The sequence below is a fragment of the Streptomyces sp. NPDC030814 genome (assembly GCF_055572155.1).
The window spans coordinates 39,420-63,019 of the sequence record NZ_JBVIDX010000024.1 but is presented as its reverse complement, the minus strand read 5'-3'; the positions used below and the strand labels follow the sequence as shown (position 1 = coordinate 63,019).

Here is a 23,600-nt window from a genome sequence, read left to right as displayed (position 1 = left end):
CTGTCTTTTCCGGACCACTGGGGGTCACCCGCACATGTCGAGCCTTTCCGAGCCGTCCCGCAGGACCGTCCTGACCGCAGCCGTCGCCACCGCCGCCGCGGCGGCCGGCTCAGCCGCCGTCCCGGCCGCCGCCGCACCGGCGGTCCGCACCGAAGCCCCCGCGCGCCCGGAGCGTGCCCCGGAACGCCTCGTCGACCATCACGGCTGGACGTCGTACGCCGACTGGAGTCGCGGCAGCGCCGACGGCACCCGGGCGAAGGCGGGGGAGCGGCCGGGGCTGGTGATCGGCTCCCCGGTCGGCACCACCGACTACACCGACCCGCACACCGGCCGTACGGCCACCTGGGAGTACGCGACCTGGACGTCTCCCGAGCACCGGCTCGCCGTGCCCGCCACCGAGGTCATCCCCTCCTGGAACGCGCGTACCCCGGACGGCACATGGCTCCAGATCGAACTGAAGGGTGCCTACTCCGACGGCACGGACACGCCCTGGTACGTCATGGGCCGCTGGGCGGCCGGCGACCGTGACATCCGGCGGACCTCCCTCGACGGCCAGAAGGACGGCAGGAGCAGCGTCTGGACGGACACCTTCGCGATCGACGACCCGGCCACGGGCCTGCGCCTCGTCTCGTACCGGCTGCGTCTGACCCTGTACCGCACGCCCGGCACCCGCCGCACCCCCACGGTCTGGCGGGTCGGAGCAATGGGCTCCGACATCCCCGACCGCTTCACCGTCCCGGCCTCCACCCCCGGACTCGCGCGCGAGCTGGTCGTCCCGCGCTACTCGCAGGAGACCCACAAGGGTCAGTACCCGGAGTACGACAACGGCGGCGAGGCCTGGTGCAGTCCCACCTCCTCGCAGATGATCATCGAGTACTGGGGGCGGACGCCCAGCCCCGAAGACCTTGCCTGGGTCAATCCCGAGTACGCGGACCCACAGGTGTGCCATGCCGCCCGGTTCACCTACGACTACGCGTACGAGGGCTGTGGCAACTGGCCCTTCAACGCTGCGTACGCCGCGACCTACCGGGACCTCCAGGGCGTGGTGACCCGGCTGGGCTCCCTCACCGACCTGGAGAAGCTGATCGCGGCGGGGATCCCGGTGATCACCTCCCAGTCCTTCCTCGCGGCCGAGCTGACGGGGGCGGGCTACGGCACGGCCGGTCACCTGATGACCGTGATCGGCTTCACCGCCGGCGGAGACGTCATCGCCAACGACCCGAACTCCCCGACCAACGAGGCGGTGCGCCGCGTCTACCTGCGGCGCGAGTGGGAGAACATCTGGCTGCGGACCAAGCGGTACAACGCCTCAGGGAAGGTCGTCTCCGGCACCGGCGGCGTCTGCTACCTCTACTTCCCGGCGCGGCCCACCTCCCGCCAGCGCGCGGCGCTCGCGGCGGTCGGGGTACGCGTGTGACCAAGCTCTCGGCCGCGATCACGCCGACCGGTGGCAAGGTGGACGGACCGCAGGGGGGAAGTCCACCGCTCATCGATCACACCAGCGAGCTGCCATGACCGCGACCTCTGCCACCGCCGGCGTCCGTACCCGCACGGGCGGCCCCAAGGACGACGGTCCGAAGATCGTCGAACACGTCATGGGCTGGACCCTCGTCGTGGTCGTCGCGATGCTGCTGGTTCAGCTGGGCCTGCTGTGACCCGCCCTCCCGCTGATTCCGAAGCCTGATCCACCGCTGGATCTGTCGATCGGAGTCGAACAAGCTGGTGGTGCGGGTCTGCCATACTGCGGTTGTCCCGCTGGCAGTCGGAGACCAGGACCGAAATTGAATAGCAGTCAACAGTGTGGGATCGAACGTCCGCGGGCCCGGGGCACCGGCCGATCCCTAGCACGCCGCGCCGAACTCATCTCCATCGGGCGCAAGTTGTTCGCCGACACCTCGTACGACACGCTGTCGATGGACGACATCGCGCGGCAGGCCCATGTGGCCAAGGGACTGATCTACTACTACTTCAAGTCCAAGCGCGGATACTACCTCGCGATCGTCGAGGACTCGGTGGCCGATCTGATCACGCATGCGGCCAGTGGTGTCCAACTCCCGCCGGTGGAGCGGGTGCAGCGCACCATTGACTGCTATCTGCGCTACGCCCAGGACAACCAGGCCGCCTACCGCACGATCGTCAGCGGCGGTGTCGGCTTCGACGCCCAGGTGCACGCCATCCGGGACGGCGTGCGCGAGGCCATAGTCGCCACCATCGCCGAGGGGGCCTACGGCAGGAGCGACATACCCCCGGTGGTCCGCATGGGCCTGTTCGGCTGGGTCTGCGGGGTCGAGGGCGCCACCCTCGACTGGATCGACCGCCCGGGGCTGGACCGCGAGACGATGGGCGAGCTGCTGGTCAGGATGCTGGGCGGGGCGCTGCGCGCCATCGAGGAGATCGTCCCGTCGTACGCCGCCCCGGCGTCCGCCCGCCGCGACGGCTGACCGCCCGGCCCCACCGGGGGCGGGGCGGAGGCCCGCTGTCGGCCCTCCGCCCCACGTGCCGCACGTCCGGGGTCAGTTGATCGCCCTGATCAGCTCGCCGTCCGGGGTGTCACCGCTGAGCTCCCAGAAGAAGGTGCCACCGAGGCCCTGCGCCTTCCTGTACTTCATCTTCCCCTTGACCGTCGCCGGGGTGTCGTAGCTCCACCACTGGTCCCCGCACTTGGCGTAGGCGGTGCCGCCCACCGTGCCGTTCGCCGGGCACTTGGCCTTGAGCACCTTGTAGTCCTCGTAGCCCGCCTCGTACGTGCCCGGGGCGGGGCCGGTGGCGGTGCCGCCCGGCGCCGACTGGGTGACCCCCGTCCAGCCCCGCCCGTAGAAGCCCAGGCCGAGCAGCAGCTTGGAGGACGGGATGCCGAGGCTCTTGAGCTTCGCGATGGTCGACGCGGTGTTGAAGACGGGGTTCGCGATGCCGGGGTAGGGGTACAGCGGCGAGTGCGGGGCGGTGGTCGCGTCCCAGGCGCCGAAGTAGTCGTAGGTCATCGGGTTGTACCAGTCGACGTACTTCGCGGCGCCCGCGTAGTCGGCCGCGTCGATCTTGCCGCCCTTGGAGGCGTCGGCCGTGATCGCTGCGGTGACCAGCTCCTTCCGGCCGAATCGCTTGCGCAGCGCCGACATCAGGTCCTCGAAGGACTCCCTGCCGCTGGTGTCACAGGTGAGGCCGCAGGCGTTCGGGTACTCCCAGTCGATGTCGATGCCGTCAAAGACGTCCTTCCACCTGGAGTTCTCCACGAGGTCGTAGCAGGAGTCCGCGAAGGCCGCGGGGTTCTTCGCGGCCTCGCCGAAGCCGCCGGACCAGGTCCAGCCGCCGAACGACCAGATGACCTTGAGGTTCGGGTGCAGCTTCTTGAGCTTGCGGAGTTGGTTGAAGCTGCCGCTCAGGGGCTGGTCGGCGGAGTCGGCGACGCCGTCCACGGACTCCTCCGCGGTGAACGGCCTGTCGGCGTCCGCCCAGGGGTCGCCGAGCGCGCACTTGCCGTCGACGACGTTGCCGAAGGCGTAGTTGATGTGGGTGAGCCGGTCCGCGGAACCGGACGTCTCGATGTTCTTGACGTAGTACTGGCGGCCGTAGATGCCCCAGTCGATGAAGTAACCGACGACCTTGGAGCCGGGGGCGGCCTGGTGCGCGGCCGCACCGGCCGTCGTCCCGCCGGCGGACGCGGGGCCCGCGCCGGCCAGGAGTCCCGCGCCGAGGGCGGCGCAACACGCGGTGGAGATGAGCGCCCGGGAGCGGGTGCGGGGGTGGGACGGTCCGAGCATGGGGTCTCCTCGTGAGGGAGCGGGGAGTGAGCGGGGAGGGATGCCGACCTGCTGATGCCGCGCGGGGCGCCGCCTCGCGCGGCCGACGGGGCCGCCGCTTGGCATGGACGCGGAGGCGCGTTGCCGGAACAGTAGAAGGACTAGACCAATTGGTCAATGGTTTGGACCAATTGACTTCGGCGAGTCGCCCGGGGGCCCTTCTTCTAATTAGCGGTCGTTAACTGGTGACTCGATGCCGCCGATCGGGCATACTCCAAGCGCCACAGCCGCTGACCAGCACACTTCCGAGATCCGGAGGGGCAGCATCGGCCGCGGCCCGTAAGACCCGGCGGGGCCACCCCATCCCTGGTGTGCGCCGCCGCAGTGCCCGACAGGGAGGAGAGCGTCGCCATGCCCGACCGCGCCCCGCAGCCGGTGGACCGTCAACTGCCCACGGAAGAGGCCCGGGATCTGATCTCGCTCGTCCGTGAGATCGCGCAGCGGGAGATCGCCCCGTACGCGGCCGAGGAGGAGGACGCCGGTCGCTTCCCGCGCGACCTCTTCGGCCTGCTCTCGGAGGCGGGACTGCTCGGCCTGCCGTACGACTCCGAGTACGGCGGCGGTGATCAGCCGTACGAGGTCTACCTGCAGGTCCTGGAGGAGCTGGCCGCGGCCCGTCTCACCGTCGGTCTCGGCGTGAGCGTCCACACCCTCGCCTGCCACGCGCTCGCCACCTACGGCACCAAGGAGCAGCAGGTCGAGTACCTGCCGGCGATGCTCGGCGGCGGCCTGCTCGGCGCCTACTGCCTCTCCGAGCCCTCATCCGGTTCGGACGCCGCCTCCCTGCGGACGAAGGCCGTACGCGACGACGGGGCCCCTGCCCGCTCGGACGAGGCCGGGAGCGGGGGAGACTGGACGATCACCGGCACCAAGGCCTGGATCACGCACGGCGGGATCGCCGACTTCTACACGGTCATGGCCCGCACGGGCGGCGAGGGCCCGCGCGGCATCACGGCCTTCCTGGTGCCGGGGGACGCCGACGGGCTGAGCGGGGCGGTGCCCGAGAAGAAGATGGGCATGAAGGGCTCGCCCACCGCTCAGGTCCACTTCGACGGGGTGCGCGTCCCCGACAGCCGGCGCATCGGCGAGGAGGGGCAGGGCTTCGCGATCGCCCTGTCCGCGCTCGACTCCGGACGGCTCGGCATCGCGGCGTGCGCGGTCGGCGTGGCCCAGGCCGCACTGGATGAGGCGGTCGCCTACGCGACGTCGCGCCGGCAGTTCGGGCGCCCGATAGCGGACTTCCAGGGGCTGCGCTTCATGCTCGCCGACATGGCCACCCGGGTGGAGGCGGGCCGGGCGCTGTACCTCTCCGCGGCCCGGCTGCGGGACGCGGGCCGGCCGTTCTCCAAGCAGGCGGCCATGGCGAAGCTGCTGTGCACCGACAACGCGATGAAGGTGACCACGGACGCCGTCCAGATCCTGGGCGGTTACGGCTACACGGCGGACTTCCCGGCCGAGCGGTACATGCGCGAGGCCAAGGTGCTCCAGATCGTCGAGGGCACCAATCAGATCCAGCGCATGGTCATTGCCCGGCACCTCGCGGGCCCCGAGTCACGCTGAAGGAATTGACGAAGTCGGCGGGGGAGCCGTCGAAGGGGCCGTGGAAGCCGAGGGCCGAGCCGCCGAAGGAGTTGCTCGTGGCGAACGGATCCCCGGTGGCACCGAACTGACCGAGGCCGCTCGGGAGCTTCGCCAGCTGCACCCACTCCGGGTCGTGACACCCCGGCAGGGTGCGGCCCCCGTCGGCCCACGTGCGCATCAGGGCCCGGTAGATGGGCGGATCCTGATGCGACGCCGCCCCCTGGGGAACCGATTCTGCCGGCGCCGGGACGAAGATGTGGTGGCGACGTCCGGCCACCGAATACGTAGGGGTCATACCGGCTCAACGCAACGACCGGCAGTGCGGTCACCGCTCCGGTGAATCGTGTCTGCGTTCGCGAGGGCCCGGGCGGACGGCATGCGCGCCCGCCCGCCGGACGCACGGAACCCGCGCCATGGCGGCCTGTGCGGCGCATGGCGCGGGATGACCACGGAGAAGGTCCTCTGGGCGGTCGCGTCAGCGGGAGGCCGCGGACGCCGAGGGCTGAACGGCCGGTGGGTCAGGCAGCCGCGCGTCGCGTCATCGGCGCGCGCATCGGGCGCGAACCCGGGCCGCCGACGTGCGAGAAGGGCTGCGTCCGCCAGTCGAGCCCCTGCGGGAGCGTCAACAGAAGGGCGGTGTCCTGCTCCTGCGGCTCCACGGACTCGTCCGCGGACCGGGCGTCGGTGGCCGAACGGCCCGTACCGGCGCAGACCGTGAGCCCGAACGGGTTCCACGGCGACACGACCAGCGCGTGCTCCGGCAGGACGTCCTCGTCGGACAGCAGGGCGATGGGCTGAGCGCAGTCCGGGCAGATGACCCGGTACATCTCGAAGGTGTCGTACGCGTCGGACTCGTCGTCCGGTTCGACGCCCTCCGGCTCGGGCTCGACGACCGGCTTCAGGCGCTTGGGCGCGGTACGACCTGGGCGCTTAAGACTCTGCATGGGATTCTCCCCCTAGTGCTGGGCCGTTCGGGCACTGCGGCCTCGACCACAGCAAGCATTTCCCGTCCCGCATCGGCGGTAATCACGAGATCATCACGCAGCTTGTTCGGGTGATGTGGTCTTCGTCACATGCCGCTCGCAGATGCCCCGCCCACCGGCCCGATCGCCCCGACGGCTCGCAGCGGGCGCTCAGCCACATCACGAACCGGGCATGACCAGCGCCGCTGAGGTATCCGAGGAGATCAACCGCCCTGTAGGTTCTTGCGCCATGGAGGAGCTGGACCGACAGATCGTGCAGCTGCTCGTCGCGGACGGGCGGATGAGCTACACCGACCTGGGCAAGGCCACGGGCCTGTCCACGTCGGCCGTTCATCAGCGCGTGCGCCGACTCGAGCAGCGGGGTGTCATCCGGGGCTATGCCGCGGTCGTGGACCCGGAGGCCGTCGGGCTGCCGATGACCGCGTTCATCTCGGTGAAACCGTTCGACCCCAGCGCCCCCGACGACATTGCGGAACGCCTCGCCGGCGTGCCCGAGATCGAGGCCTGCCACAGCGTCGCCGGCGACGAGAACTACATCCTGAAGGTCCGTGTCGCCACCCCCCACGAGCTGGAGGAACTGCTGGCACGGCTGCGCTCCCTCGCGGGTGTCTCCACCCGCACGACGGTGGTGCTGTCCACCCCGTACGAGGCGAGGCCGCCGAGGATCTGACCCGGGGCCGGCCGCCGGCGACCACGCCCCTGGTGCGACCGTGCCGGCGGCAGGCGCGAGACTGTTCCCCATGAGTGAACGCACCGCCTCGACGGAAACCGTGTTGCTGCGCGGAGGGGAGGTCCACAGCCCCGCCGACCCGTTCGCCACCGCGATGGTCGTCGAACACGGACAGATCGCCTGGGTCGGCTCCGAGGGCGCCGCCGACGCCTTCGCGGGGGGCGTCGACGAGGTCGTCGAGCTCGAAGGTGCCCTGGTCACCCCGGCGTTCACCGACGCCCATGTGCACACCACGTCCACCGGTCTCGCGCTCACCGGCCTCGATCTCTCGGCCGCCCCCTCCCTGGAGGCCGCACTCGTTCTCGTCCGGGAATTCGCTGCCGCCCGCCCGGCCGACCGGGTCCTGCTCGGCCACGGCTGGGACGCCGCCCGCTGGCCCGGCGGCCGTCCGCCGACCCGCGCCGAACTCGACGAGGCCACCGGCGGGCGCCCGCTGTACCTGAGCCGCATCGACGTCCACTCGGCGGTCGTCACCACGGCACTGCTCGACCTCGTCCCGGGCGCCGACCGCTTCGACGACGGCCCGCTCACCCGTGACGCCCACCACGCCGTACGGGCCACCGCGCTCGGCGCCATCACCCCCGCGCAGCGCAGCGAGGCCCAGCGCGCGGCCCTCGCCCACGCGGCCTCGCTCGGCATCGGCTCGGTCCACGAGTGCGCCGGCCCGGAGATCTCCTCCGAGGACGACTTCACGTCGCTGCTGCGGCTCGCCGCCGAGGAGCCGGGCCCCCGGGTCGTCGGCTACTGGGCCGAGCGGGACGTCGTCAGGGCGCAGGCCCTCGGCGCCGTCGGCGCCGCCGGTGACCTCTTCGTCGACGGCGCCCTCGGCTCGCACACGGCCTGCCTGCACGAGCCGTACGCCGACGCCCCGCACACCGGCACCGCGTACCTGGACGCCGACGCCGTCGCCGCCCATGTCGTCGCGTGCACCGAGGCGGGCCTCCAGGCGGGCTTCCACGCCATCGGGGACGCCGCCGTGACCGCCGTGGTCGAGGGAGTGCGGGCGGCCGCGGAGAAGGTCGGCCCGGCCCGGGTGCGAGCCGCCCGCCACCGTGTCGAACACGCGGAGATGCTCACCCCCGAAACGGTCGCCGCCTTCGCCGAACTCGGCCTCACCGCCTCCGTGCAGCCCGCCTTCGACGCGCTGTGGGGCGGCGAGGAGGGCATGTACGCCCAGCGTCTGGGAGCCGAGCGGGCCCGTACCCTCAACCCGTTCGCGGCCCTGCTGCGCGCCGGTGTTCCGCTGGCCTTCGGCTCCGACAGCCCGGTCACCCCGCTCGACCCGTGGGGTACGGTCCGCGCGGCGGCTTTCCACCGCACGCCGGAGCACCGGGTGTCCGTGCGCGCGGCGTTCACGGCGCACACGCGGGGCGGCTGGCGGGCGATCGGCCGGGACGACGCGGGCGTCCTGGTCCCGGGCGCGCCCGCCGACTACGCGGTGTGGCGCACCGGCGAACTCGTCGTCCAGGCCCCCGACGACCGGGTCGCCCGCTGGTCCACCGACCCCCGCTCCGGCACCCCCGGCCTGCCCGATCTCACCCCCGGCGGCGACCTGCCCGTCTGCCTGCGGACCGTGGTGGCCGGGCGAACGGTTTTCGTACGGCCGGGCGAGTGATCTCCACGGCCGGCGTGGGAGCGGACCCGGCCCGCCACAGCGCCGCGCGACCTGCGTATCCTCCGCGCCCACCAGGCAGCATGGGGAAAACCCCCAGGTCAAGCGGTAGTTGACAGCGGACGGCAGAGGGCCGGTAGGTTCGGTCGGGTCCACCACTGGACGTCCGACCGAGGAGCTTCCGCGCGGTCGTCGAAGCGCCACTGGCAGCCAGGCCCAGGGTCAGCGCTCGACGAGGGAAGGTTCCGGACCGGTCGGGTAGGTGTGACCCGGGTGGGGCCCGGGAGCTCAGTAGACAACGGCTTTCGGTCGACCCGCAGCCAGCGGGTCCCAGGTCGGCCCGAAGGGCACCGGGCCCCCATCCGCCGCGGCGGGACGACACCTGGTCCCAGGGTCGCACTACGGTCGGCTTCGGCCCGTTCCGCGTCGTTGATCACGTCGTTCCGCGCCGGCGCACAAGCCATGCAGGGCGCGCTCCCGCACATCCCCCGTCGAGTCGGAACCCCTCTGGACATGAGCCGACACTCCATCGCAGGCGGCGGCCACTATGGTGGACCCCTGCGTACGGACTTGAAGGGGCAGCAGTGAACGACGGCGACGGGACCCTCGCGGCAGCAGGCCAGGAGAGGCGCTTCGGCCCGCTCGGCACGGCCTTGGTGATCATTCCGACCTACAACGAGGCGGAGAACATCAAGACGATCGTCGGCCGGGTGCGGGAGGCTGTTCCCGAGGCACACGTCCTGGTGGCCGACGACAACAGCCCCGACGGCACCGGCAAGCTGGCCGACGAACTGGCCGCCGAGGACGACCAGGTCCAGGTGCTGCACCGCAAGGGCAAGGAAGGACTCGGAGCGGCGTACCTCGCGGGTTTCCGCTGGGGCATGGAGCACGGTTACGGCGTCCTCATCGAGATGGACGCGGACGGTTCCCACCAGCCCGAGGAACTGCCCCGGCTGCTGACCGCGCTCAAGGGCGCCGACCTCGTCCTCGGGTCCCGGTGGGTGCCGGGAGGGCGCGTGGTGAACTGGCCCAAGTCCCGCGAGTTCATCTCCCGCGGCGGCAGCCTCTACTCCCGGGTCCTGCTCGACGTCCCCGTCCGCGATGTGACCGGCGGCTACCGTGCGTTCCGCCGCGAGACCCTGGAGGGCCTCGGCCTCGACGACGTCGCCTCCCAGGGCTACTGCTTCCAGGTCGACCTCGCCCGCCGTGCGGTCAAGGCCGGCTATCACGTGGTCGAGGTGCCCATCACCTTCGTGGAGCGCGAACTCGGCGACTCCAAGATGAGCCGCGACATCCTCGTCGAGGCGCTGTGGCGGGTCACCGCCTGGGGCGTGGGCGAACGGGTCGGCAAGGTCCTCGGCCGCGACGGCAAGGGCCCGGCCCCGGATGCGAAGGACCTGGCCCCGGACGCGCAGCGCCCGGACCCGGACGTGAAGGGCTGATCGTCCGCTTATCCCGTCCTGAGCCGCTGACGGGCACACTGGGGGCATGACGACTGGCGCTTCGACCCCGACCTACCCCGCCCGGCCTCGGCGCTCCCGGCTGCGCACCTTCCTGCCGTTGGGGGTCGCCGCGTGGCTCGTGCTGGAGATCTGGCTGCTCACGGTGGTCGCGGGCGCGGCCGGCGGGCTCGCGGTCCTTCTGCTGTTGGTCGCCGGGTTCCTCGTGGGTTCCGCGGTGGTCAAGCGGGCTGGGAGGCGGGCGTTCCGGACGCTGACCGAGACGTTGCAACAGCAGCAGGGCGGTGGCGGCGGGGCAGCGCCGGAGGGCGGGTCAGGCCGGAGCGAGGGCAACGGCTTCCTGATGCTGGGCGGGCTGTTGCTGATGCTCCCCGGCATCGTCTCCGACGCGGTGGGGCTGGTGCTGTTGGTGCCGCCGGTGCAGAAGGCGCTGGGGCGCTATACGGAACGCACGTTCGAGCGGAAGCTCCGGGAGGCGGGCGCCGGGGGGTTCGGGGACGCCTTCACGCAGGCGCGGATCCATCGGCCCGACGGCAAGGTCGTACCGGGAGAGGTCGTCAGGGACCAGGCGACCGGGAAGGGTGAGGAGCCGAGGGACGCTCGTCCGCCGCTGGAGTACTGAGGAGGGACCGGGCGCCTGACGACCCGGCGAGTTCCCTTTCGCATGCGAAGACCGCGGGCGCCGTACAAGTACGGCGCCCGCGGTCTTCGGTCGCGCTGGGGTCTGCAGCCCCTGTGGGGCTACGCGGACTTGCGGCTGTCTCGCGGATGGACCGCGATGTTCATCGCGCCGGAGCGGAGAACGGCCAGGCGCTCCTCGAGGACCTCTTCGAGTTCCTCACGGGTGCGCCGCTCCATCAGCATGTCCCAATGCGTACGCGCGGGCTTGGCCTTCTTCTCCTCAGGGCCGTCGCCGTCCACGAGGAGTGCCTGGGCCCCACAGACCTTGCACTCCCACTCCGGCGGGATCTCCGCCTCCACCGAGAAGGGCATCTCGAAGCGGTGCCCTTTCTCGCATGCGTACTCCACGGCCTGGCGCGGAGCCAAGTCGATGCCGCGGTCCGTCTCGTAGCTGGTCACCACGAGGCGCGTGCCGCGAAGAGCTCGCTCACTCATGAATCGTGCCTCCCGGGCTTGTCGCCCACAGGACAGGTGTCGCTGTCGTCGTCATCCGGTCAACGTCCGGTCGGCGGTAAAGATTCCCGTTCCGTGTCCCGTTCCGGGTCATGCGTCGCCGTCGTAGCCGCAGCCTTGTCAACCAGTGCAGTACCCACCGGCGCCCGGTTTGTCACATCTGACAGCAGATGTCACCCAGCGTTTCGGCATCTTTGACGCGCAGTAACGGTACGCCTGGCAGGCCAAACGCGTACACTACAGCCCTTTCGCTTCCGGTGCTAAATCCTCTCGGGGACGGGATTCCCCGCGTCACTGATCGCCCGGCGCACCGGAACCCTCGCGAGCAGGGCAAACCCGAGCACGAAGAAGATGACCAGAGAGATGATCGCGTCCCGATAACTTCCGGTCAGCTGGTACGTGAGACCGAACAGCAACGGACCGAGCCAGCTCATCCCGCGGTCGCTCATCTCGTAGGCGGAGAAGTACTCGGCCTCCTTGCCGGGCGGGACGAGGTGGGAGAAGAGGGAGCGGGACAGGGCCTGGCTGCCGCCGAGGACCAGACCGATACCCCCGGCCAGGACGAAGAACCAGACGGGTGCCCCCGCCGGGAGGAAGTAGCCGACGGAGAGGATCAGCGTCCAGGCGACCAGGGAGCCGAGGATCGTGCGCTTGGCGCCGTGGCGCCGGGCCAGCCGGCCCATGGCGAGAGCGCCGCACACCGCCAGCACCTGCACCAGCAGCACCGCCACGATCAGCGTCGACTGTCCGAGACGCAGTTCCTCGGAGCCGTACACCGACGCCTGCGAGATCACCGTCTGGATGCCGTCGTTGTAGAGCAGGTACGCCAGGAGGAAGGCGAGCGTCAGGGGATGACGGCGCATGTCCCGTACGGTCGCCGCCAGCTGCTGCAGGCCGGGGGCGGTCGACTCCCCGGTGTCCGCCACCGGGTTGCGACGGTCCCGCAGACGACGCAGCGGGATCAGGGCGAAGGCGCCCCACCACAGGCCCGCCGAGGCCAGGCAGATCCGGACGGCCATGCCCTCCGAGAGGCCGAAGCTGTCGTGCGAGGTGAAGAGGACCAGGTTCGCGACGAGGACCAGGGAGCCCGACGCATAGCCGAAGGCCCAGCCCCGGGAGGAGACGGCGTCGCGTTCCTCGGGCGGGGCGATCTGGGGGAGGTAGGAGTTGTAGAGCATCATCGCGACGGACTGCGCCGCGTTCGCGACGACGAGGAGCACGCCGCCGAGGAGATAGCGGTCGCCGTCCAGGAAGAACATCCCGGCGGTCGCGGCGGCCCCCAGATAGGCGGCGGCTCCCAGGAGGGGCTTCTTGCGGCCGGTGCGGTCGGCGGCCGCGCCCACCAGAGGCATGATCACCACAGCGACGATCACCGACAGGGAAACCGAGTACGCGAAGAACGAGCCGGCGCGGACCGGGATGCCCAGCGGATGGACGTAACCGTCCGCGTCGGCGGCGGACTTGGCGACCTCGGTCAGATAGGGACCGAGGAACACGGTCAGGACGCTGGTCGAGTAGACGGAACAGGCCCAGTCGTAGAAGTACCAGCCGCGTTGTTCGCGTCGCCGGTCCGCGGCCTCGTCGGCCTCGTCCGTCCGCACGGTGTCGGTGCCCACCCGTGCCCCCCTCGCTTCCCCGGGAAAGGGCCGCGCGACAGCCTCAGACCCAGGTCCCGCGGTCCTCGAGCACCTTGCGCAGCGTGTCGATGTGATCGGTCATGATGCCATCGACACCGAGATCCAGGAGCCGGTGCATACGTTGCGGTTCGTTCACGGTCCAGACGTGGACCTGCAGTCCGCGCGCGTGGGCGGCCCGCACGAACCGGTGGTCGACCACGGGTACCCCCGACTGCGACTCCGGTACCTGCGCGGCGATCGCCGAGCGGCGCAGCGGGCAGGGCATCCCCCATGAGCGCAGTCGCAGCCCGAGGACGCCGCCGGAGCCGTACGAGGTGGCCAGCCGGGGACCCGCCAGGCGCTGGGCCCGGGCCACGCGCGGCTCGGAGAAGGAGCCGACGCAGACACGGTCCCAGGAGCCGGTGCGGGCGATGAGGTTGAGCAGGGGGTGCAGCGCCGACTCCGCCTTGACGTCCACGTTCCAGCGGACGTCGGGGAAGGCCTCCAGGAGTTCCTCGAAGAGCGGCACCGGTTCGACGCCCGCCACACGCGCGTGCCGCACCTCCTTCCACGGCAGGTCCGCTATCCGGCCCGCCCCGTCGGTCATCCGGTCCAGGGTCGCGTCGTGGAAGGCGACGAGCCTGCCGTCGAGCGTGGCGTGCACGTCGGTCTCGATGTACCGGTAGCCCGCCTCCACCGCGCGCCGGAACTGGGCCGTGGTGTTCTCCAGGCCGTCCGCCGCCCCACCCCGGTGGGCGAAGGCGATCGGGCCCGGATGGTCGAGGTACGGGTGGCGTATCAGGGCGGTCACCCGGGAAGTATGGCCCGCTCCGATGGACCGGTGGCAACGACCGTGCTGCCGGATGCCGAGGGAACGGCGAACACGCGAAGGAAGACCTGGGCGAGCGGGCCGATGGAGACGGCGTACAGGAGGGTGCCGACGCCGACCGTGCCGCCGAGGACGAAGCCGGTCGCGACCACGGTGAGCTCGATGCCCGTGCGGACGAGGCGGATCGACAGTCCGGTCACCCGGTTGAGGCCGGTCATCAGCCCGTCGCGGGGGCCGGGGCCGAAGCGGGCGGCGATGTAGAGGCCGGTCGCGGCGCCGTTCAGGACGATCCCGACGACCATCAGGGTGATGCGGGCCGCCCAGGTGCGGGCGTCGGGGGTCAGGGCGAGCGTCGCGTCCATGGCGGCGCCGATCACCAGGACGTTGGAGACCGTGCCGAGGCCGGGGCGCTGACGCAGCGGGATCCACAGGAGGAGGATCGCGGCGCCCACGATGGTGAGGACGATCCCCATCGACAGGCCGGTCCGCTCGGAGAGCCCCTGGTGGAGCACGTTCCAGGGCTCCAGCCCGAGACCCGACCGGACGAGGAGCGCCGAGCTCACGCCGTACAGGGTGAGACCGACATAGAGCTGAAGCAGACGCCGTGTGAGATGCCCGGGTGCGGACACGAGATGCCCCCCTCGTTGGTGGTGGTGGCCTGTCGCATGTCACCCTGTGGCTTGAGGAGTAAGGTCCTCCATGGCCAATTCGGGGAAGGTGGACTGGAAAACATGTCTCAGTGGACTTCCGCGGTCGGGGCCGCGCAGCTGGCCCGCATGCTCAACTCCCAGCAGGACCGCCCCAGTGGCCCCGGCAGCAAGCGTCCGCCCGCCTACCGCGCGCTGGCCGACGGCGTCCGGCTGCTGGTCCTCGAAGGGCGGGTGCCGGTGGCGGCCCGGCTGCCCGCCGAGCGGGAGCTGGCGCTCGCACTCTCCGTCAGCCGGACCACCGTCGCGGCGGCTTACGAGGCTCTGCGCACCGAGGGGTTCCTGGAGTCCCGGCGCGGAGCGGGGAGCTGGACCGCCGTACCGGCCGGGAAGCCGCTGCCGGCACGTGGCCTCGAACCCCTGCCCCCGGAGGCGCTCGGCTCGATGATCGACCTGGGGTGTGCGGCGCTGCCCGCCCCCGAGCCCTGGCTGACCCGGGCCGTGCAGGGGGCCCTGGAGGAGCTTCCGCCGTACGCCCACACGCACGGCGACTATCCGGCCGGGCTGCCCGCGCTGCGCTCGATGCTCGCCGACCGGTACACGGCGCGCGGCATCCCGACGATGCCCGAGCAGATCATGGTGACCACGGGCGCCATGGGCGCCATGGACGCCATCTGTCACCTCTTCGCCGGCCGTGGCGAACGGATCGCCGTGGAGTCGCCCTCTTACGCCAACATCCTCCAGCTGATGCGGGAGGCCGGGGCCCGGCTGGTCCCGGTCGCCATGGCCGAGGGACTCGCCGGATGGGACATGGACCGCTGGCGGCAGGTTCTGCGCGAGGCGGCGCCCCGGCTCGCGTATGTCGTGGCCGACTTCCACAACCCGACCGGGGCGCTCGCCGACGAGGACCGGCGCCGGGGGCTCGTCGACGCGGCGCGGGCCGCCGGGACGGTGCTGGTCGTGGACGAGACCATGGCCGAGCTGTACCTCGACGAGGAGGTGGAGATGCCGCGGCCCGTCTGCGCGTTCGATCCGGCGGGGTCCACGGTGATCACCGTCGGGTCGGCCAGCAAGGCGTTCTGGGCGGGGATGCGGATCGGATGGGTACGGGCCGCGCCGGAGGTGATCAGGAGCCTGGTGGCGGCGCGGGCGTACGCGGATCTGGGGACTCCGGTGCTGGAGCAGCTGGCCGTGAACTGGCTGATGAGCACGGGGGGTTGGCAGCAGGCCGTGGGGATGCGGCGGGAGCAGGCGCGGGAGAACCGGGACGCGCTCGTCGCCGCCGTGCGCAGGGAACTGCCGGAGTGGGAGTTCACGGAGCCGCGGGGTGGGCTGACGCTGTGGGTCCGCACGGGGGGTCTGTCGGGGTCGAGGCTCGCGGAGGTGGGGGAACGGGTCGGGGTCCGGGTGCCGTCCGGGCCGCGGTTCGGGGTCGACGGGGCGTTCGAGGGGTATGTGCGGCTGCCGTTCACCGTGGGCGGGGCGGTCGCGGAGGAAGCGGCGGCGCGGTTGGCCGCGGCGGCGCAGTTGGTACGGAGCGGCGCGTCCGGCGGGAACGAGGGGCCGCGGACGTTCGTGGCGTGAGCGGGGCGGCGCGGTGAGTACCGGTGCCGGCCCGCAGCGGTATCGGTGCGTGACTGCCCCCGCAGCCCAGTGGCCTCGCTGCCCCGGCGGTCAGTTCTCGGCCACCGCGACCTTCGGCATGGCGTCCGCCGGGGTCGTGTGGGGTGGCAGGAGCGAGAGGACGGACTCCCGTTGGGGTTCGGGGGTGTCGGGGTCGTGGGGGTCCGGGGTGGCGGGGACCTGGAGGCGAAGGACGGGGGCGGAGCCGAGGCGGGCGTAGCCGCGGCCCGGGGGGACGTCGGGGGTGGGGGTCGTGGGGGGTGGGGCGCCCAGGACGGATTCCAGTTGCTCGGCGGTGGCGGGGCCGAGGGCCACCCGCGCGCGGGTGTGCCGGAGCACGGCCTCGCCGAGGGCGTCCAGATGGTCGAACTGCTCGGCCACGACGACCGTGACGTTGGCGGCCCGGCCGTGGCGCAGCGGCACCTGGAGGAGGGACTGCGGGTCGCGTCCGCCGTCCGCCGCCGCCAGATGCGCCAGCACGGTCGGGCGGTCGAGCAGCAGCCAGAGGGGACGCTTGGTGTCGTCCGGGGGCGGATGCCCCGCCTGGCGGGCGCGGTTCACGGCGATCAGACGGCGTTCCGTCTCCTGGGACGCCCATTCCAGGCTCGCCAGCGCTCCGGAGAGCCCGCTCTCCACGGCCAGGACGCCGTCCCGGCCGGTCAGGCACGCGTAGTCGCCGCTGCCGGCGCCGTCGACGATGACGACGTCGCCGTGTTGCAGCACCTGGAGGGCGATGCAGCGCAGCAGTGTCGTCGTACCGCTGCCCGGTCCGCCCACGGCCAGCAGATGGGGCTCGGTGGAGCGGACGCCGGTGCGCCAGACGACCGGCGGCACGTCGCGCTGCTCCTCACCGAAGGAGAGAGGGAGCGTGCGCTGCACCTGGGCCGGGTCGGTGAAACCGAGGACCGTCTCGCCCTCGGCCGTCACGAAGCGCTGCGCGGCGATGTCGGTGGCGAGCGGGGGCAGGACGCTGACGGACAGGGTGTTGCCCTCCTCGTCCCAGTCGAAGCGGTACTCGCGCCCACGGCCCGCCTTGGCGTGCAGCAGGTGCTCGATGCGCGCACGGGCCTCTGCCTCGCCGTCGGCGAAGTACGCCGGGTAGTGGATCAGCAGATGACAGATCCGCCCGGTGCCGTCGAACGCGTAGGTGGGGAAGGCCTTGTCCCAGGCTCCGCCGTGCGCGTAGAGGGGCTCTGGGTCCTCGGCGGCCGAGAAGTAGGGGACCAGGGCCTCGTAGAGGGAGCGCAGACGCTGGCTCTGGGACTCGTCGGGGCCGGTGGGCTCGGGGGCGGCGCTCTCGCGGCCCGCCCAGGCTGCCGCCGCCATCAGGGTGATGACGGCGAGCAGCGCTCCGTACGGCACGAGGGTCACCACCAGGACCACCGACGCGGCGAGGAAGAGCAGTGACCCGCGCCGGTCCTTCGGGGTCTCCACCCATTTGCGCCGGCCGGCCGCAGCCAGTCGGCGCAGCCCACGGGTGATCGTGATCAACGGGTGGAGGACGTCGGTGGCGCCGTCGGCCGCAGTCCGGGCCAGCTCCCGGCTCCTGGCGAGATGCGCGCCGCCGCTGCTCAGAATGCGGGGGAGGGTGACCCGGGCCACGACTGTCTCCTGGAGGTGCGTACGGATGGGGACGGGGTCAGAACTTGATCCCGCCGAGGAGGCTCGCGAGGCTCTCGCCGCCCGCCGTGATGCTCGGGGCGATACCCGTGCTGGCCAGGTAGAAGCCGAAGAGCGTGACGACGATGGCGTGCGAGGCCTTGAGGCCGTCCTTGCGGAAGAAGAGGAAGACGATGACGCCGAGCAGCACGACGCCGGAGATGTTCAGGATCATGTGAGTTCTCCTGGTTGATGGGGACAGTCACCATGAGTTCTTCCAAGGTCACAGCATGTATCCATATGATTAAAGGTGCAAATGGGGGAAATGCTGACGAATCCACCTGGGCGGCTGAGTGGTCTCCGAGCTGTCCGAGCTGGGCCGTTGCGCCGCAGATGACTCGATATGATCTTTGCCTCGGTCGTGACCGCTCATGTGCGCGAGAAGCCAGTACCCTGGCGATTCACCCGTACGGTGGCGTTGTCGTCGTACGCTCCAGAAGCACATGTGCTCGTGGCGGTAACGCGTAGTGAGAGGTGGACCCGGCGATGAGCGAAGCCCCCGACCCCGAGGTCGTGGAGCTGGCGACCAAGATCTTCGACCTGGCCCGGCGGGGCGAGACCGAGGCGCTCGTGGCGTATGTCGACGCGGGAGTTCCGGCCGATCTCACCAATGACCGCGGTGACTCGCTCGTGATGCTGGCCGCCTACCACGGCCACGCCGACGCGGTACGGGAGTTGCTGTCCCGTGGCGCCGAGGCGGGCCGCGTCAACGACCGGGGCCAGACTCCCCTCGCGGGGGCGGTCTTCAAGGGTGAGGAGGGTGTCATCCGGGTGCTTCTGGAGGGCGGGGCGGACCCGCTGGAGGGCACGCCGAACGCCGTCGACACGGCGCGCATGTTCGGCAGGTCCGAGTTGCTGGAACTGTTCGGCGCACACTGATCAACATGTTCTGACCAGGTACAACACCAAAGACGGGGGAGGCGGTACAGGGCCGCCGGAAATATCGGTCGCGGCAGGAAGAACCGCCGGGTCATCATGACGTCGTGATTCACGGACGCGATGGCTGGGCAGGTGTTGCCGCACCACGTGGACCGTGATGCGGTCCGCATGGGCCACTGACGAGAGGCAGAGGAAGATGGTCTACAGCAAGCAGGAAACGGCGGGCGCCCCGACGTGTTGTCACGCGGCCAGGTAAAGCAAGATCCCGGTTGCGTCGACGCTTGATGTGAGGCTGTTTCCCATGTTCGAACCGTTCATAGCGCCCAGCGGTACGCTGCTCGGCCTGCTGCAGCGGGGCCGTGGCGACGGCACGCTGCACGCGCTCACCGCCCCGCGGGCCGAGGCGCTCGCGGCACTGAACACCTGTGTGCTGAGCGACCCCCGCCACGACTGGCAGGTGGAGAACCGCTCGCTCTACTACGCCCGGCTCTACCTCGATCTGCACGGCGAACTCGACGAGATCGAGCGGCACCTCTTCGACGCCGAGGACGTGCTGGACACCGAGGAGTCGCGCACCGGGCTCGCCCTCGCGGTGCTCGGGCACCTCGCCTCGTACGGCAGGCGCGATGCGCTGGAACTGCTGCGCAGGTATGCCGCCACGGGCACCAACTGGGCCTGGGCCCTGGACGAACTGGCCCTGAGGGACGACGACGAAGGGCTGCGCGCGCTCGCCGAACCCGTCCTGGCCCGCTTCACCACCGACCCGGAGGGCGAGGCGGAACTCGCCGCCACCGTCCGGGACGCCTTCGAGCCCCGGCCCTGGCGCCTGTGGGCCGACGACCCCCGCGAATCGATCGCCGCACGCGTGCGTGCCGCCCAGGAGACCGGCTGTTTCGACCGCTGGCAGCGGCAGATGCGGCCCAGCGGGCCCCGGCCGGGCTGGAGCGTCAGCGCGGTCTTCGAGTGGGCCCGACAAGGCATCGAACGCGGGGCCGTCCTCCATGTGCCGGCCGCGCGATGCCTCACGGCCGTCGCGGGCCCAGAGGACCGGCCGGAGATCATCGAGGCCGCCCGGTCGGGCGACGACGGCGCCCGTTGTACCGCCCTGCGCTATCTCGCCGACGGCAACGATCCCGACGCCCTCGATCTGATCGAGGGCGCGGTGGCCGACGGCACCACGATGGTCGTGGAGGCAGCCGTCGACGCCTTCGAACGGATGCGCAGCGTGGCCGCCGTCGACCGGGCCCGCGGCTGGGTGCACCGGCCGGACGCGCTGGGCGCTGCCGCCGGGCGCATCCTCGCCTGCCGAGGCGGCGCGCAGGACAGCGACCTGGTGCTGGGCGCCCTGCGTGAGGCCGTACGCGGCGAGGGCCCCGACGCACCCACCCTGTGGACCCTCGTCGACGGCACCGGACGGCTCGGCATCGCCTGCGCCGCACCCGTCCTGCGCCACATCTACCGAGAGACCGCCTCCTCCCACCTGCGCGGCCGCGCCGCCCGAGCGCTCGCCGCCACCGACCCCTCCTTCCCGACCGGCTTCGCCGTCGAATGCCTCTGGGACTGCGAGGAGACCACCCGTGAGATCGCCGCCCGGCACGCCGAGACGGGCGACGCTCGAGTCGTCGACCAACTCCGCCGTCTGGCCGCCGATCCAGCCGAGGAGGCCGAGGTCCAGACAGCCGTACGCAGCCGAATCGGTCCTGACATGCCCGCAATGTGAACACCCCGTGACCCGGAGGTCAGGAGGGTATGGACACGGTCTGACCTGGACATGTGTGCAGCGCAACGCTCATGGGACGTTCCTCGTCCGGAAAGATCCACGTTGACGCGGCCACGTCCGGCACGAGGACAACACCGGTATGCGTGTCGTCATCGTGACCGAATCCTTTCCCCCCGATGTGAACGGCGTGGCCCACTGCGCCCTGCAGACCGCGCGGCACCTCGTCGCACGCGGTCACTCGCCGCTCGTCGTGGCCCCGGCCACCGCCTCGGGGACGGGAGCGGGCGCCGACCTCAAGGCGCCCTGCCCCGTTGTCCGTGTCCCGTCCCTTCCACTCCCGGGCTACCCCCAGGTCCGCGTCGCCCTGCCCAGCCGCCGGGTCGCCGGGGCGATCGTCGAGCACCGGGCCGACATCGTCCACCTGGCCAGCCCCTTCGTCCTCGGCGTGCGCGGCATGGCCGCCGCCGCGCGCCTCGGTGTCCCCGCCGTCGCCATCTACCAGACCGACCTCGCCGGCTACGCCCGCACCTATGTGCACGCCGGTGAGGCGGCCGCCTGGCGGCGCATCCGCTCCGTGCACGCCGCCGCCGACCTCACCCTGGCCCCGTCCGGCGTCGCCCTGCGTGACCTGGAGGCGCACGGTGTGCCGCGCGTGAAGCTGTGGCAGCGCGGCGTGGACACCGTCCGCTTCCGGCCCGCCCTGCGCGACGAGGCGCTGCGCCGCGAACTGGCGCCGAACGGCGAGCTGATCGTCGGCTACGTCGGCCGTCTCGCCCCCGAGAAGCAGGTGGAACTGCTGGCCGGCGTGTGCGGCCTGGACGGCATACGCGTCGTCGTCGTGGGCGACGGCCCCAGCGAACCAGGGCTGCGTGAGGCCCTGCCCGGCGCCGTCTTCCTGGGGCGCCGCACCGGCGACGACCTCGCCAGGATCTTCGCCTCACTGGACGTCTTCGCCCACACCGGCCCCTTCGAGACCTTCTGCCAGACCGTGCAGGAGGCCATGGCCAGCGCAGTGCCCGTCGTCGCCCCCGCCGCCGGCGGACCGCTGGACCTCGTGGCACACGGGCGCACCGGACTGCTGGTGCCGCCGCGCGACGCTGCCGCCGTACGGGACGCCGTGCGGTCGCTGGCCGCCGACCCGGGGCTGCGGGCGGCGTACGGGGCCGCCGGCCGGGCCATGGTCGAGGGGCGCACCTGGGCGACCGTCGGCGATCAGCTCATCGGGCACTACGCCGACGTGCTGGCGGCGCGGACGGCGGTGGCGGCATGAACGGGGCCACCGCCGAGGGGACACGGGACGACGCTGCCCGAGGTACGGGCCTGCGCATCGTTCGGCTCGCCAACTTCGTCGCACCCGCCTCGGGCGGACTGCGGACCGCCCTGCGGGAGCTGGGCCAGGGCTTCAAGGCGGCCGGGCACCACCCGGTGCTCGTCGTGCCCGGTGAGCGGTACACCGACCGCGAGACGGAGCAGGGGCGCGTCATCACCCTGCCGGGACCGCTGCTGCCCGGCACCGGCGGCTACCGCGTCCTCACGGACAGGCGTCGGGTCGCGTCCCTGCTGGAGTCGCTCGGCCCCGACCGGCTGGAGGTCTCCGACCGCACCACTCTGCGCTGGACCGGGGCGTGGGCACGACGCGCCAGGGTGCCCGCGGTGATGGTCTCCCACGAGACCGCCGACGGGGTGCTGCGGACCTGGGGGCTCCCCGAGAGGATGGCCCGGCGGGCCGCCGACGCCCTCAACCTCCGTACCGCCCACACCTACTCACGCGTGGTGTGCACGACCGAGTTCGCCGAGCGGGAGTTCGTACGGATCGGCGCCCGGAACGTCGTACGCGCTCCGCTGGGCGTCGACCTCGTGGGACGACACCCCGCGCTCCGGGACCGAGAGCTGCGCGGGCAACACGCGCAGGGGGACGAGGTGCTGCTGGTGATGTGCTCCAGACTGTCGGTGGAGAAACGTCCCGGCACAGCGCTCGACGCCCTGGACGCCCTGCTCCGACGCGGGCGGCGCGCGGTGCTGGTGGTCGCCGGGGACGGACCGCTGCGGGGCCGGCTCGAACAGCGGGCCCGCGGGCTGCCCGTGACCTTCCTCGGCCATGTCGCCGACCGCCGCCTGCTGGGCGCCCTCCAGGCCTCCGCCGATGTGTGCCTGGCACCCGGGCCCGCCGAGACGTTCGGGCTCGCCGCGCTGGAGGCGATGGCCTGCGGTACGCCGGTCGTGGCCAGCTCCTCGTCGGCGCTGCCCGAGGTCATCGGGGCGGCCGGGGCCACGGCGGCGGACAGCGGCGCGTCCTTCGCCGACGCCGTCGAGTCGCTCCTCGACCGTCCCGAGCCGGAACGCAGGGACGCGGCACGCGCGCGTGCCGAGTGCTTCGGCTGGCAGAGTGCCGTGGACGCCTTCCTCGCCGCCCACGACGCGAGCGTCGGCCGCCCGGCGTGGGAGGGCGTCGGATGAGACCCCTGCGCTTCGTGGCGCTCGGCGACTCCCTCACCGAAGGCGTCGGGGACCACGTCGGGGCGGGCCGGCGTGGCTGGGCCGCGCTGCTCACCGACGGGCTGGGCCCGGACGTGGAGTTCACCAACCTCGCCCTCAGCGGCTCCCAGACGCGCGACGTCCTGGAACGGCAGCTGCCGACCGCGCTCGCGCTCCGCCCGGACATCGCCTCCGTCGTCATCGGTGTCAACGACACCCTGCGCTGCACCTTCGACATCCATGCCGTGGCCGCCCGCCTGGACGAGGTGTACGGATCCTTCCGGGACCAGGGTGCTGAGGTGCTCACCGCGTGTCTGCCCGACCCCGGTGCGATGCTCGGCCTGCCCGGAGCCCTGGCCCGACCGCTCGCCCGGCGGCAGCGGGCCGTCAACGCCGTCGTGCACGCCCTGTCCGAGCGCCACGGAGCGCTCCATCTCCACGCCTGTGAGGGGGACTGGCTGACGGACCGCGCGATGTGGAGCGCGGACCGACTGCACCCCGGCGAGCGGGGACACCGGCAGCTCGCGGTCCGCTTCCACGCGCTCCTCGCCGAGGCCGGGCTCGCGACGGGCCCGCCACCCTCACCGGAGCCAGGGTCCCCCGCGCCCACCCGTGCGGCCGGCCTGTGGTGGCTGGCCACGGCGGGCACGGGGTGGGTGGCCCGGCGGTGCACCGACCTGCTGCCCCAGCTCCTCACCCTCGCCGCCGCCGAGGTGCGCCACAGGGCGCGCGGCACCAGCGCCGCGCTCGACCTGTCCGCCTCCCACGCGGTGGCGTCGGCCCTCGCCGCGTTGACGGTGTCCGAGCAGAGGCCGGGGGTGGTGTGAGCGACGGCCGGGGGTGGTGTGTGAGGCG

23 protein-coding genes are annotated in these 23,600 nt (G+C 72.0%); 14 read left to right on the top strand and 9 right to left on the bottom strand.

The window, feature by feature from the left end:
* Nucleotides 1–34 precede the first annotated feature (34 nt).
* The 3 genes from ACZ43N_RS34115 (at nt 35) to ACZ43N_RS34105 (ending at nt 2,441) form a co-directional block, all read left to right on the top strand.
* On the top strand, nt 35–1,417 hold the full coding sequence (locus tag ACZ43N_RS34115; protein WP_468102930.1) for a peptidase C39 family protein: 1,383 nt from the start codon (nt 35–37) through the stop codon (nt 1,415–1,417).
* 94 nt (nt 1,418–1,511) lie between these two features.
* The gene (locus ACZ43N_RS34110; protein WP_468102929.1) at nt 1,512–1,655 is read left to right on the top strand and encodes an SCO1431 family membrane protein; all 144 of its coding nucleotides are present in this window, start codon (nt 1,512–1,514) and stop codon (nt 1,653–1,655) included.
* A gap of 126 nt (nt 1,656–1,781) precedes the next feature.
* On the top strand, nt 1,782–2,441 hold the full coding sequence (locus tag ACZ43N_RS34105; RefSeq protein ID WP_468102928.1) for a TetR/AcrR family transcriptional regulator: 660 nt from the start codon (nt 1,782–1,784) through the stop codon (nt 2,439–2,441).
* A gap of 72 nt (nt 2,442–2,513) precedes the next feature.
* Here the strand turns inward: ACZ43N_RS34105 and ACZ43N_RS34100 are convergent, their stop codons facing one another.
* Nucleotides 2,514–3,758 carry a glycoside hydrolase family 18 protein gene (locus ACZ43N_RS34100; RefSeq protein ID WP_468102927.1) on the bottom strand — a complete coding sequence of 415 codons (1,245 nt, stop codon included), beginning with the start codon at nt 3,756–3,758 and terminating at the stop codon, nt 2,514–2,516.
* 390 nt (nt 3,759–4,148) lie between these two features.
* On the opposite strand from ACZ43N_RS34100, the gene ACZ43N_RS34095 reads away from it, so the two are divergent.
* A complete protein-coding gene (locus tag ACZ43N_RS34095) occupies nt 4,149–5,357 on the top strand; it encodes an acyl-CoA dehydrogenase family protein (RefSeq protein ID WP_468102926.1) in 1,209 nt (402 codons plus the stop codon).
* Here ACZ43N_RS34095 and ACZ43N_RS34090 read toward each other — a convergent pair.
* Complete coding sequence (locus tag ACZ43N_RS34090; RefSeq protein ID WP_468102925.1) at nt 5,320–5,556, bottom strand: hypothetical protein; 237 nt, start codon at nt 5,554–5,556, stop codon at nt 5,320–5,322. The genes ACZ43N_RS34095 and ACZ43N_RS34090 overlap by 38 nt on opposite strands.
* Nucleotides 5,557–5,896: 340 nt before the next feature.
* Complete coding sequence (locus ACZ43N_RS34085; RefSeq protein ID WP_468102924.1) at nt 5,897–6,322, bottom strand: hypothetical protein; 426 nt, start codon at nt 6,320–6,322, stop codon at nt 5,897–5,899.
* A gap of 268 nt (nt 6,323–6,590) precedes the next feature.
* On the opposite strand from ACZ43N_RS34085, the gene ACZ43N_RS34080 reads away from it, so the two are divergent.
* The 4 genes from ACZ43N_RS34080 (at nt 6,591) to fxsA (ending at nt 10,785) form a co-directional block, all read left to right on the top strand.
* A complete protein-coding gene (locus ACZ43N_RS34080; protein ID WP_033532524.1) occupies nt 6,591–7,031 on the top strand; it encodes an Lrp/AsnC family transcriptional regulator in 441 nt (146 codons plus the stop codon).
* Nucleotides 7,032–7,101: 70 nt separating this feature from the next.
* Entirely contained in the window at nt 7,102–8,706 is a 1,605-nt protein-coding gene (locus ACZ43N_RS34075) for an amidohydrolase (RefSeq protein ID WP_468102923.1), read from the top strand.
* A gap of 581 nt (nt 8,707–9,287) precedes the next feature.
* The gene (locus ACZ43N_RS34070; protein WP_468102922.1) at nt 9,288–10,145 is read left to right on the top strand and encodes a polyprenol monophosphomannose synthase; all 858 of its coding nucleotides are present in this window, start codon (nt 9,288–9,290) and stop codon (nt 10,143–10,145) included.
* A 46-nt stretch (nt 10,146–10,191) separates the two neighbouring features.
* Nucleotides 10,192–10,785 carry an FxsA family membrane protein gene (gene fxsA, locus ACZ43N_RS34065; RefSeq protein WP_468102921.1) on the top strand — a complete coding sequence of 198 codons (594 nt, stop codon included), beginning with the start codon at nt 10,192–10,194 and terminating at the stop codon, nt 10,783–10,785.
* A gap of 119 nt (nt 10,786–10,904) precedes the next feature.
* Here the strand turns inward: fxsA and ACZ43N_RS34060 are convergent, their stop codons facing one another.
* From ACZ43N_RS34060 to yczE, 4 genes are all read right to left on the bottom strand, one after another.
* On the bottom strand, nt 10,905–11,279 hold the full coding sequence (locus ACZ43N_RS34060; RefSeq protein WP_003977404.1) for an RNA polymerase-binding protein RbpA: 375 nt from the start codon (nt 11,277–11,279) through the stop codon (nt 10,905–10,907).
* 278 nt (nt 11,280–11,557) lie between these two features.
* Entirely contained in the window at nt 11,558–12,913 is a 1,356-nt protein-coding gene (locus tag ACZ43N_RS34055; RefSeq protein WP_468102920.1) for an MFS transporter, read from the bottom strand.
* A gap of 43 nt (nt 12,914–12,956) precedes the next feature.
* Nucleotides 12,957–13,724: a glycerophosphodiester phosphodiesterase gene (locus ACZ43N_RS34050; protein WP_468102919.1), complete on the bottom strand. Its 768-nt coding sequence runs from the start codon at nt 13,722–13,724 to the stop codon at nt 12,957–12,959.
* Nucleotides 13,721–14,371, bottom strand: coding sequence for a membrane protein YczE (yczE, locus tag ACZ43N_RS34045; RefSeq protein WP_468102918.1), 651 nt, complete (start codon nt 14,369–14,371; stop codon nt 13,721–13,723). The genes ACZ43N_RS34050 and yczE overlap by 4 nt, the downstream gene beginning before the upstream one ends.
* A gap of 102 nt (nt 14,372–14,473) precedes the next feature.
* Here yczE and ACZ43N_RS34040 point away from each other — a divergent pair, with 102 nt between their 5' ends.
* Nucleotides 14,474–15,973: an SCO1417 family PLP biosynthesis transcription factor gene (locus tag ACZ43N_RS34040; RefSeq protein WP_468102917.1), complete on the top strand. Its 1,500-nt coding sequence runs from the start codon at nt 14,474–14,476 to the stop codon at nt 15,971–15,973.
* Nucleotides 15,974–16,063: 90 nt separating this feature from the next.
* On the opposite strand, the gene ACZ43N_RS34035 is transcribed toward ACZ43N_RS34040, so the two are convergent.
* The gene (locus tag ACZ43N_RS34035) at nt 16,064–17,614 is read right to left on the bottom strand and encodes a hypothetical protein (RefSeq protein WP_468102916.1); all 1,551 of its coding nucleotides are present in this window, start codon (nt 17,612–17,614) and stop codon (nt 16,064–16,066) included.
* Between the two features lie 37 nt (nt 17,615–17,651).
* Nucleotides 17,652–17,846: a hypothetical protein gene (locus ACZ43N_RS34030; protein WP_055540730.1), complete on the bottom strand. Its 195-nt coding sequence runs from the start codon at nt 17,844–17,846 to the stop codon at nt 17,652–17,654.
* Nucleotides 17,847–18,157: 311 nt separating this feature from the next.
* Here ACZ43N_RS34030 and ACZ43N_RS34025 point away from each other — a divergent pair, with 311 nt between their 5' ends.
* From ACZ43N_RS34025 to ACZ43N_RS34005, 5 genes are all read left to right on the top strand, one after another.
* Nucleotides 18,158–18,550 carry an ankyrin repeat domain-containing protein gene (locus tag ACZ43N_RS34025; protein WP_468102915.1) on the top strand — a complete coding sequence of 131 codons (393 nt, stop codon included), beginning with the start codon at nt 18,158–18,160 and terminating at the stop codon, nt 18,548–18,550.
* A gap of 301 nt (nt 18,551–18,851) precedes the next feature.
* Nucleotides 18,852–20,270, top strand: a complete 1,419-nt coding sequence (locus ACZ43N_RS34020; RefSeq protein WP_468102914.1) for a HEAT repeat domain-containing protein — start codon at nt 18,852–18,854, stop codon at nt 20,268–20,270.
* Nucleotides 20,271–20,409: 139 nt separating this feature from the next.
* The gene (locus tag ACZ43N_RS34015) at nt 20,410–21,540 is read left to right on the top strand and encodes a glycosyltransferase family 4 protein (RefSeq protein WP_468102913.1); all 1,131 of its coding nucleotides are present in this window, start codon (nt 20,410–20,412) and stop codon (nt 21,538–21,540) included.
* Nucleotides 21,537–22,727 (top strand): glycosyltransferase, encoded by a 1,191-nt coding sequence (locus ACZ43N_RS34010; protein WP_468102912.1) that lies wholly within the window; start codon nt 21,537–21,539, stop codon nt 22,725–22,727. The genes ACZ43N_RS34015 and ACZ43N_RS34010 overlap by 4 nt, the downstream gene beginning before the upstream one ends.
* A complete protein-coding gene (locus ACZ43N_RS34005) occupies nt 22,724–23,572 on the top strand; it encodes an SGNH/GDSL hydrolase family protein (RefSeq protein WP_468102911.1) in 849 nt (282 codons plus the stop codon). Before ACZ43N_RS34010 ends, ACZ43N_RS34005 begins: the two co-directional genes overlap by 4 nt.
* Nucleotides 23,573–23,600: the final 28 nt, after the last annotated feature.

Excerpts from the sequence above, each read along its gene's own strand:
- ACZ43N_RS34115 (WP_468102930.1), top strand. The coding sequence starts at position 35 with ATGTCGAGCCTTTCCGAGCCGTCCCGCAGGACCGTCCTGACCGCAGCC.
- ACZ43N_RS34110 (WP_468102929.1), top strand. The coding sequence starts at position 1,512 with ATGACCGCGACCTCTGCCACCGCCGGCGTCCGTACCCGCACGGGCGGC.
- ACZ43N_RS34100 (WP_468102927.1), bottom strand. The coding sequence starts at position 3,758 with ATGCTCGGACCGTCCCACCCCCGCACCCGCTCCCGGGCGCTCATCTCC.
- ACZ43N_RS34095 (WP_468102926.1), top strand. The coding sequence starts at position 4,149 with ATGCCCGACCGCGCCCCGCAGCCGGTGGACCGTCAACTGCCCACGGAA.
- ACZ43N_RS34090 (WP_468102925.1), bottom strand. The coding sequence starts at position 5,556 with ATGCGCACGTGGGCCGACGGGGGCCGCACCCTGCCGGGGTGTCACGAC.
- ACZ43N_RS34085 (WP_468102924.1), bottom strand. The coding sequence starts at position 6,322 with ATGCAGAGTCTTAAGCGCCCAGGTCGTACCGCGCCCAAGCGCCTGAAG.
- ACZ43N_RS34080 (WP_033532524.1), top strand. The coding sequence starts at position 6,591 with ATGGAGGAGCTGGACCGACAGATCGTGCAGCTGCTCGTCGCGGACGGG.
- ACZ43N_RS34075 (WP_468102923.1), top strand. The coding sequence starts at position 7,102 with ATGAGTGAACGCACCGCCTCGACGGAAACCGTGTTGCTGCGCGGAGGG.
- fxsA (WP_468102921.1), top strand. The coding sequence starts at position 10,192 with ATGACGACTGGCGCTTCGACCCCGACCTACCCCGCCCGGCCTCGGCGC.
- ACZ43N_RS34060 (WP_003977404.1), bottom strand. The coding sequence starts at position 11,279 with ATGAGTGAGCGAGCTCTTCGCGGCACGCGCCTCGTGGTGACCAGCTAC.
- ACZ43N_RS34040 (WP_468102917.1), top strand. The coding sequence starts at position 14,474 with ATGTCTCAGTGGACTTCCGCGGTCGGGGCCGCGCAGCTGGCCCGCATG.
- ACZ43N_RS34030 (WP_055540730.1), bottom strand. The coding sequence starts at position 17,846 with ATGATCCTGAACATCTCCGGCGTCGTGCTGCTCGGCGTCATCGTCTTC.
- ACZ43N_RS34025 (WP_468102915.1), top strand. The coding sequence starts at position 18,158 with ATGAGCGAAGCCCCCGACCCCGAGGTCGTGGAGCTGGCGACCAAGATC.
- ACZ43N_RS34020 (WP_468102914.1), top strand. The coding sequence starts at position 18,852 with ATGTTCGAACCGTTCATAGCGCCCAGCGGTACGCTGCTCGGCCTGCTG.
- ACZ43N_RS34015 (WP_468102913.1), top strand. The coding sequence starts at position 20,410 with ATGCGTGTCGTCATCGTGACCGAATCCTTTCCCCCCGATGTGAACGGC.
- ACZ43N_RS34010 (WP_468102912.1), top strand. The coding sequence starts at position 21,537 with ATGAACGGGGCCACCGCCGAGGGGACACGGGACGACGCTGCCCGAGGT.
- ACZ43N_RS34005 (WP_468102911.1), top strand. The coding sequence starts at position 22,724 with ATGAGACCCCTGCGCTTCGTGGCGCTCGGCGACTCCCTCACCGAAGGC.